20 protein-coding genes and 1 other annotated feature are annotated in these 24,064 nt (G+C 35.5%); of the genes, 16 read left to right on the top strand and 4 right to left on the bottom strand.

Going from position 1 to position 24,064, the window contains the following annotated elements:
- Window positions 1-123 precede the first annotated feature (123 nt).
- Entirely contained in the window at window positions 124-2,871 is a 2,748-nt protein-coding gene (locus RCG20_RS07155; RefSeq protein ID WP_308183546.1) for a transglycosylase domain-containing protein, read from the bottom strand.
- A gap of 142 nt (window positions 2,872-3,013) precedes the next feature.
- Window positions 3,014-3,227, top strand: a binding site (T-box leader).
- Between the two features lie 49 nt (window positions 3,228-3,276).
- On the opposite strand from RCG20_RS07155, the gene tyrS reads away from it, so the two are divergent.
- Window positions 3,277-4,533, top strand: coding sequence for a tyrosine--tRNA ligase (gene tyrS / locus RCG20_RS07150; protein ID WP_308183545.1), 1,257 nt, complete (start codon window positions 3,277-3,279; stop codon window positions 4,531-4,533).
- 116 nt (window positions 4,534-4,649) lie between these two features.
- Here the strand turns inward: tyrS and rpsD are convergent, their stop codons facing one another.
- A complete protein-coding gene (gene rpsD / locus RCG20_RS07145; protein ID WP_308183544.1) occupies window positions 4,650-5,252 on the bottom strand; it encodes a 30S ribosomal protein S4 in 603 nt (200 codons plus the stop codon).
- Window positions 5,253-5,699: 447 nt separating this feature from the next.
- Between rpsD and RCG20_RS07140 the strand changes: the two genes are divergently transcribed.
- A complete protein-coding gene (locus RCG20_RS07140) occupies window positions 5,700-7,592 on the top strand; it encodes a sensor domain-containing diguanylate cyclase (protein ID WP_308183543.1) in 1,893 nt (630 codons plus the stop codon).
- Between the two features lie 202 nt (window positions 7,593-7,794).
- Here the strand turns inward: RCG20_RS07140 and RCG20_RS07135 are convergent, their stop codons facing one another.
- Window positions 7,795-8,283, bottom strand: coding sequence for a GAF domain-containing protein (locus tag RCG20_RS07135; protein ID WP_308183542.1), 489 nt, complete (start codon window positions 8,281-8,283; stop codon window positions 7,795-7,797).
- Between the two features lie 169 nt (window positions 8,284-8,452).
- Between RCG20_RS07135 and refZ the strand changes: the two genes are divergently transcribed.
- The 7 genes from refZ (at window position 8,453) to rarD (ending at window position 16,750) form a co-directional block, all read left to right on the top strand.
- On the top strand, window positions 8,453-9,079 hold the full coding sequence (refZ, locus tag RCG20_RS07130) for a forespore capture DNA-binding protein RefZ (protein WP_308183541.1): 627 nt from the start codon (window positions 8,453-8,455) through the stop codon (window positions 9,077-9,079).
- A 343-nt stretch (window positions 9,080-9,422) separates the two neighbouring features.
- Window positions 9,423-11,114, top strand: a complete 1,692-nt coding sequence (ezrA, locus tag RCG20_RS07125; RefSeq protein ID WP_308183540.1) for a septation ring formation regulator EzrA — start codon at window positions 9,423-9,425, stop codon at window positions 11,112-11,114.
- 145 nt (window positions 11,115-11,259) lie between these two features.
- Complete coding sequence (locus tag RCG20_RS07120) at window positions 11,260-12,408, top strand: cysteine desulfurase family protein (protein ID WP_308183539.1); 1,149 nt, start codon at window positions 11,260-11,262, stop codon at window positions 12,406-12,408.
- Window positions 12,405-13,610, top strand: coding sequence for a tRNA uracil 4-sulfurtransferase ThiI (gene thiI, locus RCG20_RS07115; RefSeq protein WP_308183538.1), 1,206 nt, complete (start codon window positions 12,405-12,407; stop codon window positions 13,608-13,610). Before RCG20_RS07120 ends, thiI begins: the two co-directional genes overlap by 4 nt.
- Window positions 13,611-13,778: 168 nt before the next feature.
- On the top strand, window positions 13,779-13,982 hold the full coding sequence (locus RCG20_RS07110) for an alpha/beta-type small acid-soluble spore protein (RefSeq protein ID WP_308183537.1): 204 nt from the start codon (window positions 13,779-13,781) through the stop codon (window positions 13,980-13,982).
- A 142-nt stretch (window positions 13,983-14,124) separates the two neighbouring features.
- Entirely contained in the window at window positions 14,125-15,705 is a 1,581-nt protein-coding gene (mbcS, locus tag RCG20_RS07105) for an acyl-CoA synthetase MbcS (RefSeq protein ID WP_308183536.1), read from the top strand.
- 124 nt (window positions 15,706-15,829) lie between these two features.
- Window positions 15,830-16,750: an EamA family transporter RarD gene (gene rarD, locus RCG20_RS07100; RefSeq protein WP_308183535.1), complete on the top strand. Its 921-nt coding sequence runs from the start codon at window positions 15,830-15,832 to the stop codon at window positions 16,748-16,750.
- A 191-nt stretch (window positions 16,751-16,941) separates the two neighbouring features.
- Here the strand turns inward: rarD and RCG20_RS07095 are convergent, their stop codons facing one another.
- Complete coding sequence (locus RCG20_RS07095) at window positions 16,942-17,742, bottom strand: NAD kinase (RefSeq protein ID WP_308183534.1); 801 nt, start codon at window positions 17,740-17,742, stop codon at window positions 16,942-16,944.
- A 203-nt stretch (window positions 17,743-17,945) separates the two neighbouring features.
- Between RCG20_RS07095 and RCG20_RS07090 the strand changes: the two genes are divergently transcribed.
- The 7 genes from RCG20_RS07090 (at window position 17,946) to RCG20_RS07060 (ending at window position 23,958) form a co-directional block, all read left to right on the top strand.
- Window positions 17,946-18,626: a DUF2953 domain-containing protein gene (locus tag RCG20_RS07090; RefSeq protein WP_308183533.1), complete on the top strand. Its 681-nt coding sequence runs from the start codon at window positions 17,946-17,948 to the stop codon at window positions 18,624-18,626.
- A gap of 17 nt (window positions 18,627-18,643) precedes the next feature.
- Window positions 18,644-19,135 carry a GerW family sporulation protein gene (ytfJ, locus tag RCG20_RS07085; RefSeq protein WP_308183532.1) on the top strand — a complete coding sequence of 164 codons (492 nt, stop codon included), beginning with the start codon at window positions 18,644-18,646 and terminating at the stop codon, window positions 19,133-19,135.
- 148 nt (window positions 19,136-19,283) lie between these two features.
- Window positions 19,284-19,784, top strand: coding sequence for a thiol peroxidase (gene tpx / locus RCG20_RS07080; protein WP_308183531.1), 501 nt, complete (start codon window positions 19,284-19,286; stop codon window positions 19,782-19,784).
- 179 nt (window positions 19,785-19,963) lie between these two features.
- Window positions 19,964-20,950, top strand: a complete 987-nt coding sequence (locus tag RCG20_RS07075; RefSeq protein WP_308183530.1) for a class I SAM-dependent methyltransferase — start codon at window positions 19,964-19,966, stop codon at window positions 20,948-20,950.
- A 233-nt stretch (window positions 20,951-21,183) separates the two neighbouring features.
- Complete coding sequence (locus tag RCG20_RS07070) at window positions 21,184-22,377, top strand: acetate kinase (protein WP_308183529.1); 1,194 nt, start codon at window positions 21,184-21,186, stop codon at window positions 22,375-22,377.
- A 233-nt stretch (window positions 22,378-22,610) separates the two neighbouring features.
- Window positions 22,611-23,456 carry an EcsC family protein gene (locus RCG20_RS07065; protein WP_308183528.1) on the top strand — a complete coding sequence of 282 codons (846 nt, stop codon included), beginning with the start codon at window positions 22,611-22,613 and terminating at the stop codon, window positions 23,454-23,456.
- Complete coding sequence (locus RCG20_RS07060; RefSeq protein ID WP_308183527.1) at window positions 23,446-23,958, top strand: MogA/MoaB family molybdenum cofactor biosynthesis protein; 513 nt, start codon at window positions 23,446-23,448, stop codon at window positions 23,956-23,958. Before RCG20_RS07065 ends, RCG20_RS07060 begins: the two co-directional genes overlap by 11 nt.
- Window positions 23,959-24,064: the final 106 nt, after the last annotated feature.

The raw sequence follows: 24,064 nt of genomic DNA, 5'->3' as shown, positions 1-24,064 counted from the left end.
GCGCTTTCACAAAACTTTCTGTTTTGGTACTATTTTAAAATACATTATTTCTGAATTCCATTCATAAGAACTCAGAAAAAGGCCGAAAATATCGGCCTTTTTCTGTCATCGGTTATTAGAATATTAATGAGCGCTTCCAATCACAATCTGGTTAGAGGGTGGGGATTCATTTCCAGCAATATCCACTGTTGTAACATAATAAGTACCATTTGGAGCGGTAAAAGATAAATTCGAGCCACTTTTTATACTTTCCACTCGGGTTGAAAGTATACCAGAAGTGTAAACCCGATAACCAATTACATCGCTTTCAGGCACTGCAGACCATTTTAATACATCCCCAGTATTAGTTAAACCAACAGCCGAAGGTGTTTTTCCGTTTTCTTTTATTTCTGCGCTTGGAACTAAAATCTTGCCCCATTGATCTTTTTTTGGAATGAGTTGACTATAATCGTTGAAATTTTTCCCAACCATTCTTGTAATGAAATCGGGATTTAAAATTAGTCCTTGTTGGGCAAAATCTGCCGGTGTTTTAGCCATTGCTAAGTATTTCTTATCCCCAATTTGGACGAATTTTCCATAAGTTAAGCTATCATCTATTTTTGTGGGAACATATTTAGCGTTGAAGTAATCACTCGCGATCAACCCCGCCTGTGAGCAAGCCTTTGATGGGAGCAGGCCTGAAACAGAACAAATGGATCTTCGAACAATTCCACTCGGCATTTTAAATGTTCCTTTTGGATCAATTAAAGTAGGTTTAACGGTATAGGCGGCATTAATTAGATCCACCCAAAGATTGTTTGTTCTTTGGCTATAAGTTAAATTCCCGCGTGCCTGCAAAGATTTTGGAGTATCATAGCCAGTCCAAATGCCAAATGTTACATTAGGATTTGTAGCTACAAACCAAGAATCAATATACTGGTTACCTGTACCTGTTTTTCCAGCCCAATCTGTATGGAATTTTAATCTTCCATTAATACCGGCAGCCGTTCCTTTTTTTATAACATCTCTCATCATATCAAGTGTTAAAAAGGATGTTTGTGGGGTGAACACAGTGACAGGCTTTACTTGATGTTGATAGACTACTTTCCCATGTTTATCGACAATTTTATCAATTAAATACGCATCAATAAATTTTCCATCATTTGCAAACGTACTAAAAGCATTGGTGTTTTCCTCAACTGTAACCCCATTCTTTAAAGATCCTATAGCTGTTGAAGGGTTAGTATAATCATCATTAATCAATGATGTAAATCCCATCTTTTCAAGATATTTTGTAGGATGCAAGGCCATAATGTCTTTATAGAGCTTTACAGCTGGAACATTAATTGACTTCGTGAGAGCCACCCTAGCCGAAACGATTCCACTATATCTTAGGTCATAATTGTGTGGCCAAGGGTTACTTGGATCAGCTGGATTAAGCTTTAATGCAACGTCTGGTAACGGGGTTCCTGGTGAAGCTTTACCAAGCTCAAAAGCAGGCCCATAAACGAGTAAGGGTTTCATGGTTGATCCATTTTGTCTTATCGAGCTTGTTGCATGGTTCAACTGTTGCTTTTTATAATCCCTTCCACCAACAAAGCTAATGATTTTCCCTGTTTTATTTTCAATCAACATTGCTCCCACTTCGACAGGCTCCATAACAGTTATTTTTTCACCTGTTTCTGGATCTTTTGTTATTTGTTCCTTATCAGGACCAAAATATGGATAGTGATCCTTTGCTTTTTGCATAGCATCATAAATATCTTTATCAATCGTAGTATGAATCTCATAGCCTTTTTGATGAAGATCATGATTTGCTAAGGTAAGATAATTATTATAAAGCTTATTATCCTTTTTTAAGACCTTCTCTGTGATTCCATCTTTTTCAGCTAACACAGTTGCAAGCACTTCTGCAGATCGCTTTTCAATTTCAAAAGTTAGCCATGGATACTTTTCGACAGGATTGACCCTAGGTGATATAAAGTCCTTTGTTATGTCATAGGCCACAGCAGTTTTGTATTGGTTTGTAGTAATATATCCTCCGTCAGCCATTCTTTTCAAAACCACTTTCATTCTTGAAATACCAGGCTGAAGATTATTCTTTAGTTTACCCTCCCTAGTAAAGGGAGTATAACCAAAAGGACTTTGTGGAAGTCCAGCAATAAACGCGGCTTCAGGTAATGTTAATTGCTTAGCATCTTTTCCAAAAAGCCCCTTTGCAGCTGATTGAACTCCAGCAATATTGCGTCCAGATGAATTTCGTCCGAATGTGGAAACGTTTAAGTAAGCTTCGAGGATTTCCTTTTTTGTAAAGAATTTCTCTAATCGAAGTGCGAGTAAAATTTCATTTGCTTTTCTTTGGAAGGAAACTTCGTTAGTTAAGATTTGGTTTTTAATTAATTGCTGAGTTAATGTGCTTCCCCCAGTTTGAACGGATGAATTTGTGACTTCTTGGAAAACAGCACGAAAAATTGATTTCGGGACAACACCCTTATGTTGATAAAAGTATTCATCCTCTGTTGCAACTACAGCTTTTACCAAATAACCGGATACTTGATCAAGTTTCACTTCTTCACGTTCAAGGTCTGAACGAAGCTTACCAAGGTACACATTATTTGAATAATAAAAATCTGATGTTTCTGTGTAGTTATAAATATCTTTTTTCATGCTGCTATAAGAACGAATAGGTTCATCTTTTACAAGTGAGGCAAAGTAGCCTGCCCCTACTCCGGCTCCGAAAGAACCGCCAAGTATGAGTACTATAACAAAGATAAGAAAAAGACTCCAAATAACCTGATATGTAATTCGGGCGCTTTTCACAGTTTTTTTATGTGTAATCAAGTTAAATGCAGATTTTACTTTTTCAATTAATAATTGCTTGTTTTTAATCATTGTGGACCCCCTTAAATCCCCTATATTATAGCATATAGTGTATTTAAACAATGACAATCTTTTGCACTTTTCTGAAGTTACCATCTGGATTTGACAGGTGACTATTAAATGTGGTAAAAAAAGATCTATAGTTAAATATTATAAATAAGCTTTGAAGGGAATCAACAGTAGTTCTTCTATCCCTGTTAGTAGAGAGCCAGCGGATGGTGTAAGCTGGTACAAATAGAAGAGTGAATTACGTCCTGGAGCTTTTATCATGAAAATTAGTAGTAATGGTAAACGGTCATGTCGTTAACATGCAGAGTTGGAGGAATTTCCTCAAGCTAGGTGGTACCGCGCATTTTAGCGTCCTTGCATTTTTTGCAGGGACGTTTTTATTTACTAAAAAAATAGGAGGAACGATGGATGGATTTATTACAGGACTTACAATGGCGTGGCATTTCATATCAACAGACAGATGAAGAGGGCTTAAAGGAAACTTTAGATAAAGAAAAAATTTCTTTGTACTGTGGGATGGATCCAACTGGTGATAGTATGCATATCGGACATTTACTTCCATTTTTAACTTTGAGAAGATTTCAGAATCATGGTCACCGTCCAATCGTCCTTGTTGGCGGGGCAACAGGGCTAATTGGTGACCCAAAAGCAACTGAAGAAAGAACACTTCAAACAATTGAGATGGTTCAACACAATGTGGCTTGCCTACAAAAACAACTAAAATCCATTTTCAATTTTGAAGGTGAAAACGGTGCAATGATGGTGAATAACTATGATTGGACAGAGCCGATGAGTGTTATTACTTTTTTAAGAGATTACGGAAAACATATTGGAATTAACTATATGTTAGCAAAAGATACGATTGCTACCCGTTTGGAAACTGGTATATCATTTACTGAGTTTACTTATACGATTCTGCAAGGAATGGATTTCAAACATTTATATGAAAAGCATGATTGTAAATTACAAATTGGCGGAAGTGACCAATGGGGAAATATTACAACGGGTTTAGAGCTAGTTCGAAAAATGATGCCTGAAGGTGCTAAAGCATATGGATTAACCATTCCACTTGTTACAAAAGCAGATGGAACAAAGTTTGGTAAGACTGAAGGTGGAGCAGTATGGCTTGATCCTGAAAGAACAACACCATATGAATTCTATCAATTCTGGATTAATACAGCGGATGCAGATGTTGTGAAATATTTGAAGTTCTTTACCTTCTTGGATCGTGAGGTAATTGAACAACTTGAAAAGGCTGTACAGGAAGAACCTCATCTTCGTAAAGCTCAAAAGGTTTTAGCAGAAGAAGTAACACGTTTGATTCATGGTGAAAATGCACTTGAACAAGCTATCAAGATTTCTGAAGCGCTATTTAGTGGAGCTGTGAAAAATCTTTCTGCAGCTGAAATTGAACAAGGCTTTAAAGATGTGCCATCATTTGATGTTTCAGTTGAAGAGGAACTTTTGCTTGTTGATTTACTTGTAAATGCAAAAATATCTCCATCTAAGCGCCAGGCTCGTGAAGATATTTCAAATGGAGCTATCATCATAAATGGAGAGAAAGTTACAGATCCAGCCTATTTGTTACAGGAAGTTGATCGAATCGAAGGAAAATTTACTATTGTTAGAAGAGGGAAGAAGAAATATTACTTAATTAAATATTAGTAATTGAAATAGCTTTGGAGCTAAATCCAAAGCTATTTTTGTTTTCAAAACTCATTAAACATAATAGACAAAACAAAACCCCTGCTCCATATGGACAGGGGTTCTGTATCTAAAGACTAACGTGAGTAGAACTCAACGATAAGCGCTTCGTTAATTTCAGCTGGAAGTTCAGAACGCTCTGGTAAGCGAGTGAATGTTCCTTCAAGTTTGTCAGCATCGAAAGTTAAGAAGTCTGGTACGAAGTTATTTACTTCAACAGATTCTTTCACGATGTCAAGGTTACGAGATTTTTCGCGAAGGCCGATTGTTTGACCAGCAGCTAAGCGGTATGATGGAATATCTACACGAGAACCATTAACTAGGATATGACCATGGTTAACTAATTGACGTGCTTGACGACGAGTACGAGCTAAACCTAAACGATAAACAACATTGTCTAAACGAGCTTCAAGAAGAATCATGAAGTTCTCACCGTGTTTACCAGATAATTTACCTGCTTTGTCAAATAAGTTACGGAATTGACGTTCAGTTACTCCATACATATGACGAAGTTTTTGCTTTTCTTGTAATTGCAATCCATATTCAGAAAGCTTTTTACGTTGATTTGGACCATGTTGTCCAGGAGCGTAAGGACGCTTTTCTAATTCTTTACCTGTGCCGCTTATAGAGATACCAAGACGACGGGAAATTTTCCAGCTAGAGCCAGTATAACGAGCCATGAATGACTCCTCCTTCGTGTTTTTATTTTGGTAAAATAAAAACCGTTATGAAACAACAATGATAGCCATTTTGTTTTCATGCACCTTCGCCCTAGCAGCAGAGGGTTACAAGATACACCATCACCAATGCAAAATGCTTGTGAGGAACAAAATGAGACCATTAGGGTGTTCACATAGGCTGCAATATTTTACACAAAGAGTATTATATTATTTTTAATGTATAAAAGTCAAGGTAAGTATCAAAATACATTCACATTTTTACTAGATTTAACGTATAAACAATATATTTTTAATATGTAAAGATAGGTCATATGCTATAATTAATGGATAAAAGGAATAAAAAATATTTATTTTAAAAATAACTACCAGTTTTTTAAAATAATTAACTATAATTAGGTAATAATGAAATTTTTGGTAGGGAAATTATGCAAAATTAGGTGATGATGATTGGAAATTCTTAAAAGGAATTTGATAGAACAGTTAAAAGATTGCTTTTTAGATTTAATTGATGCTGAAACGGATTCGTTTCGCTTCGAATTATTTATAACGGAATCGCTGTTGAGTGTTCTAAGTGCATTTCAGGTAGAATCAGTTTCATTATTTATGTATAACAATGTAGAACAGCAATTTAGTAAAAAAGGAGAAGTCAATGCGGAAGGGAAATTGACCGTAGGACCATCCTTTATAAGTTTGAGAAATTATGAAAGTTTAGTGAGAAATAAAGATATATATCGAAAATCGCATCAGTCATGTGAGCTTGAACAGTATGACTTTTTAATCAGCCTACGTAAAAGGAATGAAATGCTGGGTTTTATTGCAATAAAGGATAAAGAATCCTCACTTATTAGCCGAATAAAAGATGATCAATTTAGACAAATCGGGAACGAATATGCAACATTAATTGAGAAGGCACAAAAAGTTTTTGGAATTGTTAGAGAAGAAAATAAGTATAAACAGTTATTTAGAGTTACAGAAAAATTCCATTCCTCAATGAATATGGATGCCTTGTTGGGGGAAATTATCCTCACACTTCAAGAGGTCTATCCTGCTTTTTCATATTACTTGCTCCTCTCTAATGATAACCATAGCCATATTGAACTTCCGATAAAGGATTTAGAGTATGATAGCGAAAACATTACTGCATTGCAGGCCTATGTAACAGGGACAATTCAATTTGAAGATTCAATCCTTGGAAATCGCTCTATTCTTTATGCACCACTGAAAGGGAAGCAAGGAGTGTATGGAGTGTTACAAGTTATTGCTCCCGATACACTCGTTTTTCCAAAGAATGAAGTAGAATTTATAACCTTATTAGCCCATACTGCTGGAAGTGCACTTGAAAATGCCCAACTATATCAACAATCAAAGAAATTGGTTTCTGATTTACAGTTAATAAATGAAACTTCACATTGTTTAAATTCCAATTTGCGTTTGGCAGAAACAATCACCTATATGACAGAGCAGATTAAACGATCATTTGATGCACAGGAAGTAGGCTTTTTTCTGCATTTTCCTAACCAAGATAGCGCTACGGTGTTGCCAGGCTCAACTGAGTTCTTTTTTTCAAAGGAAGCACGGCCGTATATTGATTACTTAAAGAACAAAATTGAAATAGAAAAAGATTCGCTATTTATTGGGGATCTACATCTTCCAAAATTAGCTGATAATATGATGGGTTTTCGTTCTGTTATGGCTATTCCAATGGAACAAAGTGAAAATTTAAAGGGATTTGCTATCGCATTACATAAAGAAGCGTATTTTTTTTCATTTGAAACCTTTAAGCTTTTGCAGTCGCTAATTCATCATTCTACACTAGCATTTACGAACTCAATGCTACGTGAGGAATTAGAAAAAGTGATTATCACGGATCATTTAACAAAGTTACATTCACGAAATTATCTTGATGAAGTTATTCAACGCTCCATGTTAGGAGATGAGCAAGGAGCATTTATATTAATTGATATAGATAATTTTAAGGTTATTAATGATACTTATGGTCATCAGATTGGTGATGAGGTGCTTATTCAGGTGGCTAACCTAATTAAGGACAATATCCGCGAAGATGATGTGGGAGCAAGGTGGGGTGGAGAAGAACTAGCTATTTATTTACCAAAGGTCTCTATAAAAGTAGGGGTTTCGATTGCAGAAAGATTGGTGGAAAAAGTAGCGATGTATTCAGATCCTCATGTTACGGTATCTTGCGGTGTCTCCTATTGGAAGAAAGAACGGCTTGATATGTATAAATATTTATTTAAAAGAGCAGACGAAGCACTTTATATAGCAAAGAGTACTGGGAAAAATAAAGTAGTTACACAAGAAGTAAGCAAAATAATAAGCTAAAGGCACCCATCGGAGGGTGCCTTTTTCACTTTTTTTAAGGCTCTTTTCTTAAACTTTGTTGCTAGTTGAAGGTAATATGGTGTGTTATATCAGTTTATCGATGAATCAGTAGGCAATTTTTAAGAAAAGAGCACGATATCATAGTAATTACGGGTTTTAGACTAGGTACGTAAAACAACAATCTGTACGAAAACAGCCTTTTTTAAAGATGTTGAACTAAGATTTCAACAAATTCCTCAAGCATTTTTTGATCAGTTTCATCAAAGCGACCCTTTTCAGGAGAATCAATATCTAACACCCCTATTAGTTTTCCCTCTTTGATCATTGGAATCACAATTTCTGAATTTGAGGCAGAATCACAGGCAATATGGCCCGGGAATTTTTGTACGTCCTCTACGCGAATCGTTTCAATCCTTTTCGCGGAGGTCCCACAGACTCCTTTTCCTAAGGGGATTCGAATACAGGCTGGTAGCCCTTGGAAGGGGCCCAACACAAGCTCATCAACTGAATCCGCATCGATTAAATAAAAACCAACCCAATTAATGCAGTTAAGAAATTGATTTAAAAGGGCAGAAGCGTTACTTAAATTAGCAATTTGATTTTTTTCGTCATGAACCAACGCATGTAATTGTTTTTTGACAAGTTCATAATCTTCAGCGCTATTTCCGTTATACTTTTCGACGTTAAACATGGTTATCCACCTAATTTCCTTAAAGTTTATCTATTATTTTATCAAAAATAGCTGAAAATAGGGAAACTTTGTCGAGCTATTGATAAAGGAAAACCAAACTAAAACCAAGAATCTAAATATAAGAGTTTAAAAAGATAATTGGATTCTTGGTATCGATGGAGGAAAAGAAATGAAGAAAAATTCGAAAGAAGCGATTGTAGAAGCTGCAATCTCATTATTTACGACAAAAGGATACGCTGGAACCTCAATGAGGGATATCGCAGAAAAGTCTAATGTGAACATTTCAACTATTTCTTATTACTTTCAAAATAAACATGGCTTACTGGAACATTGCTTTACGACTTTCTTTGAACAATATATGGCTAAAGTTGAAGTAGGTTATACATTTATCGATCAAGGAGCATCTCTTTGTTTAAAAAGGATCTCTTCTGATCTTCTCCATTTTCTATGTGAAAATATTCTTTTATCAAGTTTTATTTTTCGTGAAATGTCGTTAGATTCCCAAGTTGTTCGAGAAATTATGTCAACCTATTATGCGAAAGAAAAATTTTATTTGCAAAGGATTCTTGAGAAAGGGATGGAAAGAAAAGAAATTCGTCCACAGTCCATTGCCTTTATTATTGTTCAATTAAAAAGTTTCTGGATGATGCCATTTTTAAATGCCCCTTATTTAAGAGAAGTATTGTACATATTTCCAAATGAACATTTTTTTGTGAAAAAATATGCACAAGAAGTTAATAAATGGATTGATGATGTATTGTGTCAAAAAGTAGCTGCCCCTTTATCTATTAACTAGCAGCTTTTGCATGTGATAATCGTCTGCTAGATAGCCAACACCTCTCAATCACTCCACATTTTTTTTCGATATAAATCTCCTTCTTTTTTACGTTTTATTTTTTTTTGCCTTCTTTCTACAAAAAATTGAAAAAAATAGTCAAAAATTGTCGTTTACATGGTATCATTAGAACATTGTATTGAATGAATTTGATTGAATTAAAATAGATAATATTATCAAGGCTGAAACATGAGTTGGCCCGAAACAGACTAAAAATAAAGAAGCTTTTATAATTAAAAATTAGATTGATAACACCGTGTTGGTTTTGATTGAGACAACGTTGTTCGGGACAGGAGGCTTTTACATGAAGATAATTATTGGGTTTATTATCCTTTTACTAGTCATAATTGTTATAGGCTATTTTATTAAGAAAAAGTATTATAAAGAGATGGATCGGTTAGAGTCATGGAAACTTGATTTAACCAATCGTCCAGTTCTTGATGAGATGTCTAAAGTAAAACAGTTGAATATGACTGGACAAACAGAGGAGCTTTTTGAACGTTGGAGAAATCAATGGGATGATTTAGTCACTGTAGATCTGCCAGATCTAGAAGAATTATTATTTGACGCAGAAGAATACATAGATCGTTATCGCTTTTATAAAGCAAAAGATGTACAAAGATTGATTGAACAAAAATTGATAGGCGCTGAAGATCAGATAACAAATATTCTCGAAGAGTTAAATGAACTTGTCGGGAGTGAAGAGAAAAACAGGATTGAAATAGAACAATTAAAAGAATTATACAGAGAAGCAAAAAAGAATTTGCTTGCCCACCGCTATAACTTTGGGGAAGCTGAAAGTCAATTATCGAAAACGCTTGACGAAGTGATCAACAGGTTTCAAGAGTTCGACGAAAAAACAGGAAATGGTAATTATCTTGAAGCCCGTGAGACGGTCTTAATGATTAAAAACCAAATGGAGCAAACAATAAATAATATGGAGTTAATTCCACAGCTTTTGATTGAGTGTCAATCAAATCTTCCTTCACAACTGTCTGATGTTCGTGAAGGATTTAGGGAAATGGAACAACAAGGTTATTATTTAGAACATGTCCAGGTGGAAAATGAAATCATCATTTTAGAAGAAAAACTAGAAGAATCAATAGGCTTTATCAAAGGGACAGAAACAAGTAAAGCAGAAGCTGAAATTAAAGAAATAAAGGCTAGGGTTGAAATTCTTTTTGATTTATTAGAAAAAGAAGTACATGCAAAACATTACGTTGTTCAAAATGAAAAATTAGCGAAAATCCTCCTAGAAACGATTCAAGAAGAAAATGATCAGCTAAATAATGAGGTTACACAGGTATTAGAGAGCTATCATTTAACTGAGAAGGATTTTGAAACCCAAAGTAAGCTAGAGAAAGAATTAAATTTAGTCTATAAACATTTTAATGCGCTTGCTGAAAAATTAAATAGAAACGAAACAGCCCAAACCGCAAATGAAGTTGAATTGATAGAAATAAAGGGGCAGCTTGATGCTATTCGCGATCAACAACATCATTTTTTGACTAAATTACAGGACCTCAGGAAAGATGAATATGAGGCAAGAGAAAAAATCAAGGAACTTACGAAACAAGTTGGGGATATGATAAGATTAGTTTCTAAAAGTAATATACCGGGGTTACCGGAAAATTATAAATACCTTTTTGAAGATGGAAAGGAAAGTATTGAAAATGTAAAACTGCAGTTGGAGGAAAAACCTCTCAATATTTCAGCTGTTAATCAATACTTAGAAATAGCTGTATTAACGGTTGAAAAACTTGTAAATACAACAAATGACATGTTAGAAAATGTGATGCTGGCTGAAAAAGTAATTCAATATGGAAATCGATATCGGAGCCAATATCCTTCGATTTCAAGAGCTTTGGTCGAGGCGGAAAAGGCTTTCCGTAACTATGATTACCAAAAAGCATTGGAACAAGCAGCAACTTCGATTGAGGAAATTGATCCAACTGCAATAAAGAAAATTGAAAACCTACTTTCAAAAGGATACTAAATACAGTTAGAATAAGTAGAAATACAAAAACCGATTAAGCTTCTGGCAGAATCGGTTTTTGTTTATTTTCATTGAAAATAGTTTTGTGTTACGATATATTCCGCTAAAACGTGTTAGTCGTAATAAAAGGAGGTAGTAGCAGCCTGTGATTTATTTTGATAATAGTGCAACCACAAAGCCCTATCAAGAGGTATTAGATTCATTTTTGAAGGTATCTAGTACATATTTTGGAAATCCATCCTCATTAAATGGGCTAGGCGGTCAAGCTGAAAAACTGTTAACCCAGGCGAGAGGACAGATTGCAGACCTTCTACATGTAAAGGCAACAGAGGTTTTTTTTACTTCAGGAGGAACTGAGAGCAATAATCTGGCGGTAAAAGGAACCGCTTTGATGTATAAACAAAAAGGACGTCACTTAATTACTTCAAGTATAGAGCATCCTTCTGTTAGTAAAGCGATGGAACAGCTTGAGGATAATGGATTTGAAGTTACTTACCTACCTGTTGATAACGAAGGAAGAGTCCAACTAGAGGATGTTGAAAAGGCTATCCGAAATGATACGATATTGGTATCTATTATGCATGTGAATAATGAAGTTGGAACAATCCAGCCGATCAAAGAGATTGGAAACCTCCTTAAGAAATATCCCCATGTGTTATTTCATGTTGATGCAGTCCAAGGAATGGGAAAGCTACACTTGAATTTACATGAATTTGGAGTCGATCTATGTTCGTTTTCTGCACATAAATTCCACGGATTAAAGGGTACGGGGGCACTTTTTATAAGAGAAGGAATCATGCTAGCCCCGTTATTGTCTGGTGGTGAGCAGGAATCGAGAATTCGCAGCGGTACAGAAAATGTTGCTGGAGCAGTTGCAATGGCGAAAGCGTTAAGGATTAATTTTGAACAAAGTGAGATTGGGATTAGAAAAATGGAGAAAATCCATAACATTTTAAAAGCTGGATTTGATAAAATTGAGGGCATCCAAATCCATACTCCTACTAAACATGCCGCATTCCATATTTTAAATTTTTCCATACCAGGAATAAAATCAGAGGCATTTATTCACTCTTTGGAACTGGAAGAAATATATGTGTCAACCACAAGTGCTTGTTCATCTAAAAAGAAATCACCAAGCAAAACACTTCTTGCTATGGGTGTATCACGGCCATCTGCCGATAGTGCCATACGAATAAGTCTTTCATATGAAAATACGGAAGAGGAAGCTACAACAGTTGTAGATGCGGTTAACAGAGTGTCTGAACAACTAAGAAAGGTAATGAATTTAAAATGAATTATGAACGCATACTTATTAGGTATGGGGAAATTTCAACAAAAGGTAGAAATAGAAATAAATTTGTTGAAAAGTTAAAGAAAAGTATTATATCAGCCCTTATATCATTTCCGAAAATAAAAATAGAATCTGGGCGGGATCGAATGTACGTCCTTTTAAATGGTGAGGATAGTGAAGATATTCTCATGATTTTAAAAAATATATTTGGGATCCAGTCCTTCAGCCCTGCTATAAAGGTTGAAAAGGATATTGAGAAAATAAAGAGTGTCTCACTAAAATTAGTGGCAAAGATTTATAAAGAGGGACAGACCTTTAAAATTACCGGAAAAAGGGCAGATAAGTCCTTTGAGCTTGATACGGATGGAATCAATCAAACATTTGGGGCTCATCTTTTAAAAAATATTACTGGTTTAAAGGTCAGTATGAAAAAACCCGATATAAACCTTCAAATTGAAATAAGAAGTGAAGCAGCTTATTTATCATGTGAAACCATTTTAGGAGCAGGTGGCCTTCCTGTCGGATCGAGTGGGAAGGCTTTGCTTATGCTTTCAGGTGGTCTTGATAGTCCTGTTGCCGGTTATTTAGCAATGAAGAGAGGCATAGAAATAGAAGCTGTTCATTTTTTTAGCCCACCATATACAAATGAAAGGTCAAAGCAAAAGGTCATTGATCTTTCAAAAAAGTTGGCTGGAATCTCTGGTTCATTAACACTTCATATTGTCCCATTTACTCAAATCCAAGAGGCCGTGCAAAAACAAGTACCTGAAAACTATTCGATGACAACAACCAGACGTCTGATGCTACGAATTGTAGAGGAACTAAGAAAAATGCATGAAGGTTTGGCCATTATCACAGGGGAAAGTCTGGGACAGGTAGCCAGTCAAACCCTTGAGAGCATGTTTGCGATAAACGAAGTGACCAATACTCCTATTCTTAGGCCTTTAATTACAATGGACAAATTAGATATTATTAAAATTGCCCGTGAAATCGATACCCACGATATTTCTATTCGTCCTTTTGAAGACTGCTGTACCATCTTTGTTCCAGCATCACCAAAAACGAAGCCAAAAAGAGAGAAAGTTCAATACTATGAAAGCTTTGTTGATTTTACCCTATTGGTTAAAAAGGCTGTTGAAGAAACCGAAACACTTCAAATACGGCCAAGCAACCAAATGGAAGATTCATTTAAAGAATTATTTTAGCTACGCCTTTGTTATTGCCCTTAGGGGCTCGCCAATCGGTGAGTTTCCTTTAACCAAAATTTTCTTTTGGTGGGAAATCTTATAAATTGTGTGAACAATTACCGCTAACTAAATGGAATGAACCTTGTGAGTTCTACACAATCTATACTCACAAGGAGGTGAAATCACATGGCTAGCAACAATTCTAATCAATTACTAGTTCCTGGTGTGGACCAAGCCCTTAACCAAATGAAATATGAAATTGCAACAGAATTTGGAGTACAGCTTGGTGCTGATACTACTTCTCGTGCTAATGGTTCTGTTGGTGGTGAAATTACTAAACGTTTAGTCGCAATGGCTGAGCAACAATTGGGCGGCGGATTTGCTCGATAAAAATAAATATTATGGCTACAGAGGACGGGTGCTACACCCGCCCTCTTTCTTTTTTAATGAAACATTATTAAATAATTTTAAATTTTCTAAAAAATTATGTATAATGATTTTATACTTAGTAAAAATTGTAAGGGGGAGAGGTATGAAAAGGGAAGATTTAATTGCACCTTTGAAGTATAACTTGGTTTCGGAAGTGGAGCGTTTTGCTGAGGATCCAAACAAAATGGCATTGAAATGGGAAAATGAACTCGGGGAAAAAATGCAGGTTACATATCAACAGTTAATGGAACAAGTCAATAGGACTGGCAATGTTTTTTTGAAACATGGGTTGAAGCAAGGTGATGTTCTCTTAGTTATGATCCCACGCCTAATTGAAGCATATGTAGTATATTTGGCTGCTTTAAAGATGGGAATGGTTGTTATTCCAAGTTCAGAAATGCTTAAAAACAAGGATCTTCAATACAGGATCACTCATGGGGATGTAAAGGGAGTAGTAAGCTATCATCAATATGTTGAACAATTTAGTGATATAAAACAGCCCCTCGTTCAATTCTCGCTTGGAAACCATGAAGAGGGATGGCTGCATTTAGATGAAGAGGTAAAGACGGTTTCTTCTGAATTGACTATAGCAGATACATTGAGCGATGACATGGCCTTTTTATCCTATACATCTGGGACCACAGGTAATCCGAAAGGTGTCGTTCATACACATGGCTGGGCATATGCCCATTTGAGGACAGCAGCGAAAAAATGGCTGTATATTGAAGAAGGAAATACAGTTTGGGCAACGGCTGGACCTGGTTGGCAAAAATGGATTTGGAGTCCCTTCCTATCTGTGCTAGGGACTGGTGGAACTGGTCTTGTATATCATGGAAAATTTGAACCGAAAAAGTATTTATCCCTTTTGGATAAATATGAAGTAAATGTACTTTGTTGTACTCCAACTGAATACCGGCTAATGGCCAAAGTTGACAATCTTCAGGATTACAAACTGTCAAAGCTACATAGTGCTGTTTCTGCAGGAGAACCATTAAATAGAGAAGTGATTGAAACATTTAAAAAATACTTTAATGTCAATGTCCGTGACGGTTATGGACAAACGGAAAATACTTTGCTTGTTGGAGTGACAAAAGGGATGGAACTAAAGCCAGGTTCGATGGGCAAGCCAACGCCTGGAAATACCGTGGAAATCATCAATGATGAAGGGGAAGTTTGTTTAGTAGGTGAAGTAGGTGATATTGCTGTACATGTGGATACACCAGCATTATTTAAAAATTATTACAAAGATCCTGAAAGAACAGCCATGCAATTTCGCGGCAATTTTTATATTACAGGTGATAAAGCAAAAAAGGATGAGGATGGATATTTCTGGTTTGAAGGGCGTGGAGATGATATTATCATCAGCTCAGGATATACTATTGGACCTTTCGAAGTGGAGGATGCACTGGTAAAGCATCCACTCGTAAAGGAATGTGCAGTAGTAGCCAGTCCAGATGAAATTCGTGGTCACATTGTAAAGGCATTTGTGGTGTTGAAGGATGATGTAGAACTGAATGAACAAGAATTAACTAAAAGCTTGCAGGAATATGTCAAGATGTTGACAGCTCCTTATAAATATCCTAGAAAAATTGAATTTTTATCAGAACTTCCAAAAACAACTTCTGGTAAAATTCGCCGAATAGAACTTCGTAAAAAAGAATTAGAAACAGGTAAATTAAACTAGGTGACAGGCACCATCCAAATATTGGATGGTGCCTTTTGTTGCATAAAAAGGTTGGCAGCAATTTTAGTACGTTTTATAATAGAAAAGATATTATTTCGAAACCAGAAGGATTTGAGACAGGAAAATGAACGATAAAAATGAAACAAAACTAGGTGCTATTTATGCAAGCTTTTCATATTTTCTATGGGGACTACTACCGATTTATTGGAAATTCCTTGATCATGTCAATGCTAAAGAAATTTTAGCCAACCGAATATTTTGGTCATTTGTTTTTATGGTGGTCATTCTATTAGTAACAAAAAAATGGCCATTACTTAGTAAAACATTGAAAGGTTTTGCTAAGAATAAAAAACAAATGGTTGCTCTGATCATTGCTTCTTTGTTAGTTAGTATTAATTGGTTTATCTATATATGGGCGGTTAATAGCGGTCATATGGTCGAAGCGAGCCTAGGGTATTATATTAATCCGTTAATTAGCTTACTATTAGGAATGATTGTGTTAAAAGAAAAATTAACTACAATTCAATATGCTTCCTTTTCCTTGGCAGCGATAGGTGTTTTAATTATTTCCTTCTCATACGGGCGTTTTCCGTGGGTGGCTGTTGCACTTGCCATAACATTTGGATTATATGGTTTGGCAAAAAAACTCATTAATATTGAATCTGCGGTTGGGTTAACACTTGAAACTCTAGTTGTAGCACCAATTGCTGCTCTGTATATGCTATTTTTATTTTCTAAAGGAGACAATTCACTATTCAGAGGAGGTTTGGGAATGGATCTCTTACTAGTAGGAGCAGGTCCTGCTACTGCTATTCCCCTTCTTTATTTTTCAAAAGGTGCACAGAAGATTCCCTTATCATTATTAGGACTTTTGCAGTATATTGCCCCAACTTTGACATTGATTTTAGGGATTTTTGTTTACGGTGAGCGATTTACAAAGTTGCAATTACTTTCCTTTATGTTTATTTGGTCTGCTTTGACCATTTATTCACTTTCAAAAACAAAACTTTTCGCCGGAAAAGAATTTAAATTTAAAAAAGGCTAAAGAAAACTCGCCGATTGGCGTAGATGACAGAGGCGTAGTTGCACTTATGCGATTTGCATGCTGATTATTAATCAACGATAGTTACTCACTTTAGCGTGTTAACAAAGATAAACTTTCATATAAGCTAAAATAAGGAGCAAGCTCCGTCCGATTAATGGATGGAGCTTGCTCTTTTTACACACTCAGCTTTTTCATAAAAATGTCCTTTTTACTTTTTCCCAGAAGGAATTGTCCTTTAGTTTTACTGTTTTAATTTTTTTGCCACTCATTTTGATTTGGATTTTTTCAATATGCCGAATGCTAAGGGCTTCATTATCCATTCCCATTGTTGGATGGTCGTTTCCTTTTGAGACAACCATAAGAGTCAACAAGCGGTCTCCACCAAGGATAAACGAGCTTCCAAGTGTTCGGTATCGGTTGTTGTTAAGTGAGGCTAACTCACTAACCTGCATACATGAAAGCTTTGGATCAACGATAGAGCCTTTCACAGACTTATTATAAGCTGTGCTGCCTGTTGGAGTTGAGACAATCATTCCATCCCCACGGAATGTTTCAAAATGAAGTTGGTCAACAAAAACGTCTACTACTAAGGTTTTAATAATGGCAGAACGAATACTAAATTCGTTCAAACAATGAAACGTGCCCTGTCCATCAACCATTACATCAAGGATTGGATATCGACGTATTTCAAGTTGTTCATTTGCAATGGCTTCAATCATTTTTGATGTATCATTAATACGAAAGTCACAATACATACCTAAACTGCCCTTTGTAGAAATTCCTGCATATAAACAATCTTGACGGAAGCCTGTTTTTCTTACCGCTTGAAGAAATTCACCATCACCGCCAACGCTTGTGATAATGTTGGCTTTTCTGAAATCATCAACAATTGTAAATCCATAACGTGCAGCTAAATCATAAAGTGGGCTAATTTTCGTTAGCAAGTCATCATCCTGTGAATGATACAAAAATAAATTACGGCGATTTTCCATCGCTTTTCCCCCTCCAATGTATGCGCTTTCGCTTTTTGCAATAGTAAAACTTATATCTACCTTATTTTTGGTAATAAAAATGGTTGATTTAATTTTAACATTTTCTTGAAAAAATATGAAATTTTGCTCTGAAAGCCCTTTATCAATCTAGATAATGGGTTTATTTTTTGCTCATTTAGACGATACTAGAAGGCTGAAAGGTTGTGAACAAATTGAAATGGTTGCTCCTTGCCCTGATCATTCTGTTGCTACTATTCATACTTATTATATTTACGAAACTATCCATATTTATTACCTACTATCACAATAAGGACGATGATGATCTAAAAATAGAACTTCGAATTTGGTTTGGGTTAATAAAATATAAAATCAAGATTCCTTTAATAAAAGTGGATGATAATTCACCAAGCCTAATTGTTGAAGGAGAACCGGAAAGTAGTGAGAAGAAAGTCAGTCAAATCACAGCAACCGATATGCTTAGTGGTATGAAAAATTATAAAGAAATACTTGAGCATGTGTTTCAACTTCATAGTATCGTAAAAAAATTCCTTACGAAGGTTTCAATAAAGCAGTTTGAATGGTATTCGGCAATTGGTGTTGGAGACGCTGCCCATACTGGAATGATAACAGGAGCTATTTGGGCAATTAAGGGTAGTATTATCGGGCTTTTAAGTCATTATTTAAGAATCCTAGAAACTCCCAAACTAATGGTCACACCAGATTTTAACCAGATGACATCTCAAACAAGGATAATATGTATTTTTCAATTTAGAATCGGGAATGCTATGTTAGCAGGAATAAAACTACTTAAATTTTGGAAGGGCGGACGCCCAGTCTTTAAACCAAAGAAAATGATGTCCAATGAAACAACTAAATCTGTTTAATAAAGGAGGATGCAGCAATGTCAGATCACCCCATTCAAGGATTAATGACAACTGCTATGGAAAGCTTAAAAGAAATGATTGATGTCAATACAATTATTGGTGACCCTGTTGAAACCCCTGATGGAAGTGTCATTTTAACAGTATCAAAGGTGGGTTTTGGTTTCGCTGCAGGTGGTAGTGAATTTAAGCTTGATAGCTCTCAATCTCAATCACAAAATCAAAGCCAAGGTCAAAGTCAAGGTCAAGGTCAAGGTCAAGGTCAAGGACAGAATCAGAGTCAGCCGAAGTTCCCTTTTGGAGGAGGTAGCGGTGGTGGAGTTTCTATTACACCAATTGCTTTCTTAATCGTCAATTCACAAGGTGTAAAAATGCTCCATCTTGATGAAAGTACCCATCTTTATGAAAAAATATTGGAGATGGCCCCCCAGGCGGTTGAAAAAGTTCAGCAAATGTTCTCTAAGAAAGATGCAGAAAAACAAGAAAAACCTAAACAAGATCTTGATATATAGTGTTAATAGTTAATCTTCCAGTAGTAGGGAGGTTAACTTTTTTCGTTAGTATCAAATTAAATTAGTTTAACTATCAGGTTAAAATAATTGCAAATAAATCTCTAAAAAGATATATTGGCAATAAGGAAATAGTAAGGAGGATATTATAATGGCAAATATTACTTTTAAGGGAAATCAAATAACTTTACTTGGTACTGAGGTGAAGGTTGGAGATAAAGCACCTAACTTTACAGTATTAGCAAATAACTTAACTGAGGTTACGTTAGATGATTCGAAGGGTCAGGTTCGATTAATCAGTGTGGTTCCTTCTCTTGATACAGGTGTGTGTGACGCACAAACACGCCGTTTTAACGAGGAAGCATCCAAATTAGGCAATGTAAAAATTCTTACTATAAGTGTAGACCTTCCATTTGCTCAAACACGCTGGTGTGGTGCAAACGGAATTGAAAATGTACAAACATTATCAGATCATCGTGACCTCTCTTTTGGAGAAGCTTATGGGGTTGCTATCAAGGAACTAAGATTGTTGGCTCGTGCAATTTTTGTTGTTGATTCGAATGATCTTGTAACATATGTGGAATATGTAAGTGAAGCAACGAACCATCCAAATTATGAAGCAGCAATAGAGGCTGCAAAGAGTGCCAAGTAACCATAAATAATTCATGACTAAAGGACCTGAACTCCCGTGAGTACATGATATAGAGCAAAAAACCGGCGAACTTTTGCTTTGTATTCTGACTTGGGGTCTGGTCCTTTTTAATCACTTAAACTTGTTAATCTCTTATATTCTGTTAAAATAAATAAAGAATTTTAGAAGGGAGGCAGAAAATGAAAATTTCTCCGGTGGAACAACTTTATACATTATTTAATGAAACCTCAATGGCTTTACAGGAAGAACTAGACTGTACATTTTTAGAAGCATTGGCGGAAACTGGCGAGAACCTTTTTCACGGTTCCATAATTCAAGAAGAATTAAGTGAACTTACTGTAAAAAGGCTAAAGAAACAATACGAAGAAATAAATCTAGAGCAATATTCGAAAGAAGACATTCGTAAAGCTTACCAATTAGTAATCCTAAAAGGGATGAAAGAAAATGTTCAGCCCAATCATCAAATGACCCCTGATTCGGTTGGAATGTTAGTCGGTTATTTAGTAGAGAAATTTGTGAAACAACCATCTTTTCGCTTACTTGACCCTGCAGTTGGAACCGGGAATTTATTAACAACCGTTTTGAATCAACAATTACATAAAAAGATTGAATCAATTGGAATTGAGATTGATGATATTCTTATTAAATTAGCATACATAAGTTCCAATCTACAACAGCATCCAGTGCAGCTTTTTAATCAAGATAGTCTTCTGCCGTTATTTATCGATGCTGTTGACGCAGTGATCAGTGATTTACCTGTAGGATATTATCCAAATGATGTAACATCGGCTTCTTTTGAATTGAAGGCAAAAGAGGGTCATACTTATTCCCATCATTTATTTATTGAACAAAGTATTCGCCATACTAAGCCAGAAGGATATTTATTCTTCATTATTCCAAATGGACTGTTTGAAAGTGAGCAGGCTCCAGAACTTCATGAATTTTTGAAGAAAAATAGTAATATTCAAGGTATTTTGCAGTTGCCTTTAAGTATGTTTAAAGATAAAAATGCAGCAAAAAGCATTCTGATATTACAAAAAAAGGGAAATGAAATTCAAGCCCCAAAACAGGTCCTTCTAGCTCAATTACCAACTATTTCAAACGCAGTAGAAATGGATCGCATTCTACGAAAAATTGACGAATGGATTAAAGAGAATAAGGGATAGTAAACCGGTATTTAGGATACCGGTTTTTATTTTTAATGAATAGTGGTAAAAATCTGAATTCATTTATTTTTTAATGAAAGTGCTTTCTTTGTAAACTAAGCTTGTAATGTTAGTGGTAGAGTGTTTTAATGAAAAATTGAGAGAAATATTTTATATCTAATTGCACACAATAAGGTTGTTCTCTAACAATGACCTTACATACTATATGTTGTTATATAAAAGGAGCGGAAATTATGTCGAAAATAATTGCTATTAATGCTGGTAGTTCTTCATTAAAATTTCAACTGTTTGAAATGCCTAGTGAAGACGTTATCACAAAAGGTTTAATTGAAAGAATCGGCTTAAATGATTCAATTTTTAATATTACAGTAAACGGTGAAAAGATACAGGAAATAGTAGACATTCCTAATCATGAAGTAGCAGTTAAAATGCTTGTGGACAAGTTAACGAATTTAGGAATTATTCAATCACTTAGTGAGATTGTTGGAATCGGCCATCGAGTTGTACACGGTGGGGAAGCTTTCAATGACTCGGTTCTAATAACTGACAGTGTAATTGATAAATTAGAAGAGTTATCAGAATTGGCTCCATTGCATAATCCTGCTAATGTTACTGGGATTAAAGCATTCAAGCGTATACTTCCAGAAGTTCCTGCTATTGCTGTATTTGACACAGCTTTCCATCAAACGATGCCTGAGAGTTCATATCTTTACAGTCTTCCATTTGAGTATTATGAGGAATATGGTATCCGTAAGTATGGATTCCATGGTACATCCCATAAATATGTATCCCAGCGTGCTGCTGAACTCCTTGGTCGTCCGGAAGAACATTTACGCCTTATTTCTTGCCACCTAGGGAACGGAGCTAGTATTGCCGCAATTGAAGGTGGTAAATCGATTGATACATCAATGGGCTTTACACCTCTTGCTGGAGTAACGATGGGTACTCGTTCAGGAGATATTGACCCAGCCCTTATTCCATATATCATGGAAAAAACAAATAAGACAGCTGATGAAGTTGTTGATGTTTTAAATAAAAAAAGCGGTATGTTAGCTGTTTCTGGCTTTTCAAGTGATTTAAGGGATATTGAAATTGAAGCTAAAAAGGGAAATGAACGTGCTAAACTTGCAATAGAAGTTTTTGCAAATCGTATTCATAGTTATATTGGTTCATATGCTGCTCGGATGAGTGGTGTAGATGCGATTATTTTCACAGCTGGAATTGGTGAAAATAGTGACGTCATTAGAGCAAATGTTCTAAGAGGCCTTGAATTTATGGGTGTTTATTTTGATCCAACGCTTAATAAAGTAAGAGGAGAAGAAGCATTTATTACCTACCCACATTCACCAGTTAAAGTCATCATTATTCCAACGAACGAAGAAGTAATGATTGCTCGAGATGTGGTTCGTTTAGCAAATATTCATTAAAAATATAAAAAGTCAAAAGTACCTACAAAAGGTGCTTTTGACTTTTTTTTTGCTAATCAGAATATATATCCATAACTTCTGCTCGCGCATAAGAGCAACTACGCCTAATCATCGGCGCCAATCGGCGAGTTTTCTTTATCTAGCGCAGACATCCAGCTTTTCGGGGCTAAACAGAATGCTTTCGCTTTACTATAATATGTTATAATAATTGAAAAATAGGAGGGCTCAGACTTATGCCATTGACGGACTGGGAGAGGAAAGTCCTAAAACGAATCCGGGATTGGGAAAATAAACTTTTGGATTATGAGCCGAATGACTTTCGATTAACATATGAAAAATTTTTAGAACAATCTTTTGGCATGCTTCCTGAAAAGATTCAAAAGAAGTTTTTTTCAGTTGTGGACAGTTGGTTGTTTCATTTCCACTCAATAATCCAAGGATCACAAATGCAATTGGAGGCTAGGGAACGGATTTTATCCGCTGGAAGAATTTTTAATAATAATGTAGAAAAAATTGCTGATTTAAAAACATTGAAACTAGATCAATTGCAATATATCGCAGAGCAACAAATGGCTAGACATCGTTTCTATTCATTTGTCCAAGGTGGATTGACAGGAACAGGAAGTACCATTTTTGTAGGAACTGATATTCCAACAATGGCAATTATTAATTTGAGAGTAGTCCAACTAATTGCAATGACCTACGGATTTGAAATCAACACCCCTTATGAAATGATGACGTCCCTAAAGGTTTTTCATACAGCAACATTACCGCCGAGATTCCAAAAAGAAGGTTGGAATACCTTAATGGATGAATTGGAAGGCTACGATCGTTATTTTTATAACGGAGAAGAAGATATAACGGATTTTGCCTGGGTTGAGCCTTTAGTTCAACAATTAGTAAAAGCAATGGTTATTATAATGTTCCGAAAAAGAATAATTCAAGGAATTCCTTTTGTAAGTGTGGCCATAGGTGCTGGAGCGAATGTTCGATTTACAAAGAATGTAACGGAGTTTGCCCATAAATATTATCAGCTTCGCTTTCTGAAAAATAAAGAGGTGGGAAACGATGAGTACTAAAGAACATAAAGAAAGAGCAAAAAAAATTGTTCATGTTAAAATTATTACTGTAAGTGATACAAGGGACAAAGAAACGGATAAAAGCGGTAAATTGATGATTGAACTTTTACAAGAAGCGGGACATATGGTTACTGATTATGTCATTGTAAAAGATGAAATATCCCCAATTAAGGAAGAAATACTTAAAGGTTGTTCCGAGGAAAATATCGATGCAATTTTGCTAAATGGTGGAACGGGAATTGCTAAACGGGATGTTACCATTGAGACCGTAAAAGAACTTTTAGAAAAAGAAATAGTAGGTTTTGGAGAAATATTTAGGATGCTTAGCTACCAAGAGGATATTGGATCGGCTGCCATTCTTTCAAGGGCTATTGCTGGAGTAATACATAATAAAGCAGTTTTCTCCACTCCAGGATCAACTGGGGCTGTAAAGCTTGCAATGAATAAATTAATCCTTCCAGAAATTGGCCATGTTGTTATGGAATTAAAAAAAGACCTTTAATTAAAATATGAAAAAAAGAGGATGGCCAAATTTTTTATATGGGTCATCCTTTCTTTAGCTAATCAGAACTTATATCCATAAATTCTGCTAGCGCATAACTGCAACT

This window comes from Neobacillus sp. PS3-40, from assembly GCF_030915485.1.
In the GTDB taxonomy this organism is placed as follows: domain Bacteria; phylum Bacillota; class Bacilli; order Bacillales; family Cytobacillaceae; genus JAUZPL01.
Note: the sequence above shows the minus strand (reverse complement) of the source record. Positions and strands in the feature narration are given on the sequence as shown.

What these genes read in the sequence shown, in the direction of transcription:
- RCG20_RS07110 (WP_308183537.1), top strand. Translation starts at nt 13,779, where the DNA reads ATGGCTAGCAACAATTCTAATCAATTACTAGTTCCTGGTGTGGACCAA.
- RCG20_RS07070 (WP_308183529.1), top strand. Translation starts at nt 21,184, where the DNA reads ATGTCGAAAATAATTGCTATTAATGCTGGTAGTTCTTCATTAAAATTT.
- RCG20_RS07095 (WP_308183534.1), bottom strand. Translation starts at nt 17,742, where the DNA reads ATGGAAAATCGCCGTAATTTATTTTTGTATCATTCACAGGATGATGAC.
- RCG20_RS07075 (WP_308183530.1), top strand. Translation starts at nt 19,964, where the DNA reads ATGAAAATTTCTCCGGTGGAACAACTTTATACATTATTTAATGAAACC.
- refZ (WP_308183541.1), top strand. Translation starts at nt 8,453, where the DNA reads ATGAAGAAAAATTCGAAAGAAGCGATTGTAGAAGCTGCAATCTCATTA.
- ytfJ (WP_308183532.1), top strand. Translation starts at nt 18,644, where the DNA reads ATGTCAGATCACCCCATTCAAGGATTAATGACAACTGCTATGGAAAGC.
- tyrS (WP_308183545.1), top strand. Translation starts at nt 3,277, where the DNA reads ATGGATTTATTACAGGACTTACAATGGCGTGGCATTTCATATCAACAG.
- RCG20_RS07065 (WP_308183528.1), top strand. Translation starts at nt 22,611, where the DNA reads ATGCCATTGACGGACTGGGAGAGGAAAGTCCTAAAACGAATCCGGGAT.
- RCG20_RS07060 (WP_308183527.1), top strand. Translation starts at nt 23,446, where the DNA reads ATGAGTACTAAAGAACATAAAGAAAGAGCAAAAAAAATTGTTCATGTT.
- mbcS (WP_308183536.1), top strand. Translation starts at nt 14,125, where the DNA reads ATGAAAAGGGAAGATTTAATTGCACCTTTGAAGTATAACTTGGTTTCG.
- rpsD (WP_308183544.1), bottom strand. Translation starts at nt 5,252, where the DNA reads ATGGCTCGTTATACTGGCTCTAGCTGGAAAATTTCCCGTCGTCTTGGT.
- rarD (WP_308183535.1), top strand. Translation starts at nt 15,830, where the DNA reads ATGAACGATAAAAATGAAACAAAACTAGGTGCTATTTATGCAAGCTTT.
- RCG20_RS07135 (WP_308183542.1), bottom strand. Translation starts at nt 8,283, where the DNA reads ATGTTTAACGTCGAAAAGTATAACGGAAATAGCGCTGAAGATTATGAA.
- RCG20_RS07155 (WP_308183546.1), bottom strand. Translation starts at nt 2,871, where the DNA reads ATGATTAAAAACAAGCAATTATTAATTGAAAAAGTAAAATCTGCATTT.
- tpx (WP_308183531.1), top strand. Translation starts at nt 19,284, where the DNA reads ATGGCAAATATTACTTTTAAGGGAAATCAAATAACTTTACTTGGTACT.
- thiI (WP_308183538.1), top strand. Translation starts at nt 12,405, where the DNA reads ATGAATTATGAACGCATACTTATTAGGTATGGGGAAATTTCAACAAAA.
- ezrA (WP_308183540.1), top strand. Translation starts at nt 9,423, where the DNA reads ATGAAGATAATTATTGGGTTTATTATCCTTTTACTAGTCATAATTGTT.